Source organism: Gordonia aquimaris, from assembly GCF_026262595.1.
GTDB lineage: Bacteria > Actinomycetota > Actinomycetes > Mycobacteriales > Mycobacteriaceae > Gordonia > Gordonia tangerina.
In genome coordinates, this window is sequence record NZ_JAPKFM010000012.1 from 140421 (window position 1) to 146862 (window position 6442).

At 65.9% G+C, this 6442-nt stretch carries 6 protein-coding genes; 4 read left to right on the plus strand and 2 right to left on the minus strand.

What is annotated here, in order from left to right:
* Positions 1-10 precede the first annotated feature (10 nt).
* The 4 genes from OSB52_RS13210 (at position 11) to OSB52_RS13225 (ending at position 4876) form a co-directional block, all read left to right on the plus strand.
* Positions 11-1543, plus strand: coding sequence for a VWA domain-containing protein (locus OSB52_RS13210; protein WP_235723765.1), 1533 nt, complete (start codon positions 11-13; stop codon positions 1541-1543).
* A 77-nt stretch (positions 1544-1620) separates the two neighbouring features.
* Entirely contained in the window at positions 1621-2781 is a 1161-nt protein-coding gene (locus tag OSB52_RS13215) for an iron-containing alcohol dehydrogenase (RefSeq protein ID WP_235723888.1), read from the plus strand.
* A 44-nt stretch (positions 2782-2825) separates the two neighbouring features.
* Entirely contained in the window at positions 2826-4226 is a 1401-nt protein-coding gene (locus OSB52_RS13220) for a MadS family sensor histidine kinase (RefSeq protein ID WP_266062138.1), read from the plus strand.
* Positions 4223-4876 carry a MadR family response regulator transcription factor gene (locus OSB52_RS13225; RefSeq protein WP_235723764.1) on the plus strand — a complete coding sequence of 218 codons (654 nt, stop codon included), beginning with the start codon at positions 4223-4225 and terminating at the stop codon, positions 4874-4876. Before OSB52_RS13220 ends, OSB52_RS13225 begins: the two co-directional genes overlap by 4 nt.
* Positions 4877-4888: 12 nt before the next feature.
* Here the strand turns inward: OSB52_RS13225 and mftM are convergent, their stop codons facing one another.
* On the minus strand, positions 4889-5716 hold the full coding sequence (mftM, locus tag OSB52_RS13230; RefSeq protein ID WP_266062116.1) for a mycofactocin oligosaccharide methyltransferase MftM: 828 nt from the start codon (positions 5714-5716) through the stop codon (positions 4889-4891).
* Between the two features lie 489 nt (positions 5717-6205).
* Positions 6206-6442, minus strand: a 237-nt coding sequence (locus OSB52_RS13235) for a hypothetical protein (protein ID WP_266062119.1), incomplete at its 5' end; no start/stop codon positions are given.

Here is a 6442-nt window from a genome sequence, read left to right on the forward strand (position 1 = left end):
GGCGAGCAGGATGGAAGGGGCGCTGCACCGGTTCGTCCGGTTGCTACGACTACACGGGATACGGATCGGTGTATCCGAGGCGATGGATGCCATGCGAGCCACCGCGACGGCGGAAGTCCTCGCCGATCGTGAGCTGCTGCGATCGGCACTGGAGGTATGCCTGATCAAGGACCGCCGCGACGAGGACACCTTCAACGAGGTCTTCGACCGGTTTTTCGGTCTGCGGCCGGTGGTCGACCGCGACGACGGGCATGGGCACTCGCACAGCCACGACGATCTCAGCGACACCGGCGAACTCGAGGAGTACACGCTGTCCGAGGACGTCAGCGAGACTCCGCAGCAGGGACACAGTCACGGACCGCCGTCCAACATCCGGCAGTACTTCGACCCGGAGGATCTCGCCGAGCAGTACAACTTGCATCAGGAGGCCAACAAACTCGATATGGCATCGCTCACGGACGAGATCGTGCTCTCGGCCGACGAGGTCCCGAACTCGGAGGCCGCCGCGCGGGTGCAGCTCACGGTGTCCCGACTGCACAACCCGGGCCGTCCGGGTGATCTCGTCGCCGGTACGCCGACCGAGCTCGACACCGAGCTCTCCGTCGCGCAGGAGATGGCGCTGCTCGAATGGCTCGACACCGACGAGTCCGCGGGTGGACAGCCAGACGCCGAGGAGTTGGCGGCGCTACGGCGCGCGCTGGCCGGCCTACTCGACGGGCTGCCGGAGAAGTTGCGAGATCACCTCGAGCAATTGATGGCCACCGACCACGAACTGGAGAGCCGCGAGATCAAGGCCTCGGTGCGTGAGGTGATCCACGAGCAGGACCGGGCGAGCCTCGAGGAATCGATCCGCCGCCTGATCCGCAGTCTGCACGGAGCTCCGCGCGCCCGCCGCAAACTCGCTGCGCGGGGCACCGTCGACGGCGCTCGCACCATGCGCGCGAACCTGCGCTACGACGGGGTGCCGTTTCGTCCCGTCACGGTCGCCAAGGTCACCGATCGTCCCAGCCTGCTGGTCCTGGCCGACGTGTCATTGTCGGTGCGTGCGGCGGCCCGGTTCACCTTGCAGCTCGTGCACGGGCTGCAGAGCATGGTCGCCCACGTGCGGTCCTTTGCCTTCGTCGCCGACCTCGTCGAGATCACCGACCTGTTCGCCGAGCACCCAGCCGAGGAGGCGTTGTCGCTCGTTGTCTCGGGGCTACCCGCCGGCGGAGTGCTCGACACCGACGCCGACTCCGACTACGGACACGCGCTGGAGACCTTTCTCGAGGAGTTCGGTGGCGCGGTCAACCGTCGCACCACCGTCATCGTCCTCGGGGACGGCCGAACCAACGGCCGGGACCCCAACCTGCCCGCATTCGAGGAGATCACGCGGCGGGCCCGGGAGACGATCTGGATCACGCCCGAGCCGAGCTATTCCTGGGGCCTGGGATCGTGCGACCTTCCCGCCTACGCGACGATGTGCGACCGGGTCCATGTTGTCCACGACCTGTCCGAGTTGGAGCAGGTGTCGGTCGACGCGATCGGGCCAGTACACCGGTGATCGCCCGCGTAGGATCGCGAACAGGCAACCGGCGCTGGGACGGGTGAGGTGACGTGGCAACCGAGGCGGGCGCGACGATGATCCGCACCGGTGTGCGGATCGCCAAATTCCACACCCCGGAGATCATCATCGGGCACGGGTCGTTGGCCGAGGTGCCGCGTGCGGCCGATGGCCTGGGCGTGCGGCGACTGATGGTGGTCTCCGACCGGCCGTTGATGGCGACCCCGTGGTACTCGGAGCTGTGCGATCGCCTGCGCTCGTCGGGGCTGCAGGTGTATTCGTTCACCGGGGTGTCGCCGAATCCGCGCGCTCCCGAGGTGTCCGCCGCGCTCGAACACTACGAATCGGCCCGCTGTGAGGGCATCGTCGCACTCGGCGGTGGATCGGTCATCGATGCCGCCAAAGGAGTTGCCGTGCTCGCCGCGAACGGCGGACACATTCTGGAATACGAGGGCATCGATCGGGCCCGCCGACCGCTGCCGCCGTTGGTCGCCGCACCCACCACAGCCGGCAGCGGTTCGGATGTCTCGCAGTTCTGCATCATCAACGACGTCGACCGCCGCACCAAGGTCACCATCATCGGTCGCGGGCTGGTCCCCGACGTCTCGGTCATCGACCCGAGGGTGCTGGCAACACTGCCCCCGGAGGTCGTCGCGCAATCGGGGATGGACGCCATCACCCACTGCATCGAGGCCTATGCGTCGATCGCCCACAACCGGCTCACCGACATCGCGGCCCGCTCGGCCATCGGTACGGCCTGGCGCAGTCTGGAGCGGCTGGTGGAAGACCCGGGCGACGCACAGGCCGGACTGGACATGGCCTACGCCGCCCTCGAAGCCGGCATGGCGTTCACCAATGCGATCCTCGGTGCGACCCACGCGATGAGCCACCCGGTGGGCGGTCTGTGCGATGCGCCGCATGGGGCGATCAACGCGGTGCTGTTGCCGCATGTCATCAGGTTCAATGCCGAGACCGACCCGCAGCCCTACGCCGAATTGGCAGAAGCGGTGGGTGTCGCCGCCGCGTCGTCGGCCCATACGACCGCCGAACGGTTCGCCGCGCGTGTCGCCGACCTCTCCGCCCGCGTCGGCCTGCCCGGATCGTTGACACCGCTCGGGGTTCGCCGCGAGGATCTCGCCGTGCTCTCTGCCCACGCACTGGCCGACGCATGCATGACCACCAATCCCCGTCAACCGACTGCAGATGACGTACACCGGCTGTATCGGGAGGCATTGTGATGGCCGGGCACCGCGCCCCGGCGCCAGGGCCCGTCGATCCGGTGATGGACGCGCCTCCCGACCACGACGTCGTCGGTGGAATCGACGATCGGTTGGAGTCCCTGGTCGGATTGCATTCGGTCAAGGGATCCCACTATGCGCAATTCCGTGGAGTGGAACAGCGGTTGTCGCGGGTCGTCGACGCGCTAGACCGGATATCGCGGGCACTTGTGCAGACCGCCGAGGGGCCCGAGAACCTGGTGCTGTCGGTCGTGCGCGCCGCCCAAGAGCATCTGGGCGCGGAGTGGGTGGTGTTCGCGCTGTGCGATGGCGAGCTCGATCGCACGGGACCACGGCATCTGATGATGACCCAGGACGGCACCATCCTCGCCTTCGAGGGCGTTCAGATGGCGCGGGCGCCGAGGCACCTGCCCGCCGACGTGCTCAACCGACTCAACGACATCCTGCGCAATCAGATGGATCGTCTGACACGTCCGGTGGTCGACGATCATCACCTGCATGTGCCGGTACATCTCGACGGCCGGGTGGTCGGCGGGTTGTCGGCATGGACGCCGCCCCACACACCGGTGGACTCCTCGGATCTCGTCGTGATGCGGATTCTGGCGCGTCAGGCAGCTGTCGCGCTGCTCAACGCCGCGCTCCTCGAGGAAAGCCGCCATCAGCTGACCCGGGCCGAACACGCGTACGCGCAGGCTTCCGAACAGGCTCGGGATCTTGCGGCGCGCAACCTGGAACTCGAGCGCACACAGCGTGAATTGTCCGCCGCCATGCGACAACGCCTCGTGGTGGAGGAACGCGAGCGCATCGCTCGAGAGCTGCACGACTCGGTCACGCAGTCGGTGCTGTCGGCGGGTATGCAGATCGAGGTGTGCCGGATCGATGCCGAACCGCGTACGGCGGAGCGGCTCGAGGTCGCCGGACGACTCACGCGCGATGCGGTCGAGCAGCTTCGCTCGGTGATCTATGCGCTCAACCAGTCGCCGACGGTCAGCGAGTTGAGCCTGGGGGAGGTTCTCGACGGGCTGTGTTCGATGCACATGCCGGCCGACCTGGAGACCGAGGTGCGTGTGGTGGGGAGACCACGAGACCTGCCCGACGACGTTCAACACGCCATCCTTCGGATCGCCGGGGAGGCACTGTTCAACACCGCCGTGCACGCCGAGGCGTCCACGGCCCGACTGACCCTCTCCTACGGCGATCACGTGATCTCGCTGAGCATTGACGACGACGGCGACGGGGACCCGGCGCACATGCGCAAGGTGTTGCGCGCCGCAACGCTCGGCGACCTGGCCGGGCGGCATCGCGGTCTGGCCAATATGGCCACCAGGGCAACCGAACTCGGCGGTGGCCTGCGCATCCGACGATCACGCCTCGGCGGTGTGCGCATCGGCGTCGAGATCCCGGTGACCGGGGCCACGGGTTCGGGGACGAGGGAGGCAACATGACAGCACCCGAGACCACGGCGGTTCGCACGATGCTGGTGGACGACCACGCCCTGTTGCGTGAGGGCATCCGATCGCTGCTCGACCGAGAGTCGTCGATCGCGGTGGTCGGCGAGGCGGACTCGTATGAGAACGCACTTGCCGAGGTGACCCGATGTCGACCCGACGTGGTCGTGGTCGACCTCAAGCTGACCGCCGGCACGGAGTATGAGGGCCTACGGCTGATCGGCGAGATCGCGCAGCGTCACCCCGGTGTGGCCGCGCTGGTGTTGACCACATTCCTCGACGACGACCTCGTGGTCCGCGCGGTCAAGGCCGGAGCCCGCGGCTACGTCGTGAAGGACGTCGACACCACCGAACTTGTCCGTGCGATCCAGGCGGTGTCGGGGGGTGGCAGCGCCTTCGACCCGCGCAGCGCCGCGATCGTGCTGCGTACGGTGTCCGGGGAGGGAGGGGTGTCGGAGGGTTTGACCGAGCGTGAGCGCGAGGTCCTGCGCCTGCTCGCCGACGGATTGTCGAACAAACGCATCGGGCAGACGCTTTACATCTCCGAGTCGACGGTCAAGTTCCACATTCGCAACATCATCCGCAAACTCGGAGTCTCCAAGCGCACCGATGCCGTGTACATCGCCAGCAAACGAGGATTGATCTGATCATGCGACGTTCTATCGCGGGGTGAGGACCATCCAGCCGCCGTGATCGTCGAAGAACTCGACGGTCGCAGGCTCTACGAGCTCGGCCCAATGACGCAGGTGGCTTGCAGTCAAGCGCAACAGATGTCCGAAGTGCTCACTGGGGTGGTCTTCGTAGGGCACAGCGACAACGACGCGTCGGCGCGCCACCCGCAACGCCTCGGACAACGCACGACGAGCCGAGCCATCGTCGAGGTGTTCGAGCAGGTGGATCAACGTCACCGTGTCGACCGAGTCGGCACCGAACGGGAGTGCGGTCGCGTCGCCGACAACCGCCGACACGTCGTCGCCACGTCGGCGCGCGGCAGACTTCAGCAGCGCGGTGGCACCGAGGGAGATATCACAGGCGTGTACCCGCCGGCCATCGCCGGCGCACTGCAGTGCGAGGAAACCGAAACACGAACCGACCTCCAGAACGCTCTCGCCGACGACCAGAGACCTGGCCCGTAGATGAATCGGGGCAAAAGGCGAGCGTCCGTCGGCCAGTTCGGCGAGGGAATTGTCGTAGAACGCCGCCCACGCGCGGTCATCATCGGGCGCAGAAGTTCGGATCACACCCAGCGCGGCCTGCTCGAAAGCATGCCGACCGGCGAGGATCCCGAGGTTCACGAGATGAAGTAGTCCGTCCACCATCGACGCGTCGCTGATCGTCGATGCGTCCAGCCGGTGGATGATCTCGACTCCGTCGATGCCCGGACGCCAGGCGAACGGACCGCAATTGACGAAGCCGGCGGGGACACTCAGGGTGCGACGCACCGCTACGCGAGTCGGCGGCGGGTCGACACAAGCGAGCGCTGTCATGCCTTCACGCTATGGACGGTGTTGACCTGCAGTAACTGCCCATCGAGGTCCGGTGACTGTCCAAAAGGACGGGATCAATGGCGCAGATCACACAGAGATTCGCACGTCTCAGGCCGGGTAGTGCGCAGTCATCGCGGCCGGACGCACGTCTATGACCTGCGATGATGCGGCGGAACCTAGCTCCTGACCAGGCGATTTGGATATGGCCGCGAAGGTGCGTAACTTTCTTCGAGTCAGCGCGCCACGGCGCCGCCCCGGACGCCCCAAGAGGGGCCACGGGGAAGGGAAACCGGGTTCTGCGCTGACCGCCCCGAGAAATCGACCGGGTCGCTTCATGCGCCAGGTACGACATCTGGGACTGCCAGACACTCCGGACCGGATCACGACCGAGAGTTGCGAGCCGCGAATAGCGTCTGGTAGGCTGGAAGAGTTGCGCCGGAGACGGGCAGCAAATCCAATATGAACGAAAGCTCGCTGGTGAGCGCCCTGTCATGGGGTGGTGCTGGTGGGTGTGTGTTCTTTGAGAACTCGATAGTGTGTTGATGGATTGTCTGATGCCATTTGTTTGGCATCGTGTGTCCAAGTGTTTTTGGATATGGATGATTTTTGTTTTTGTGGCATCTGCCCTGTGGGGTGGGTGTTGCTAGTTTTTGTTTGGTCAGGTTTTTGTCTCTCTGGCTGAGATTGTGTTGAAGATGCCGGCTGTTGCTGGTTGTTTTCGATAGG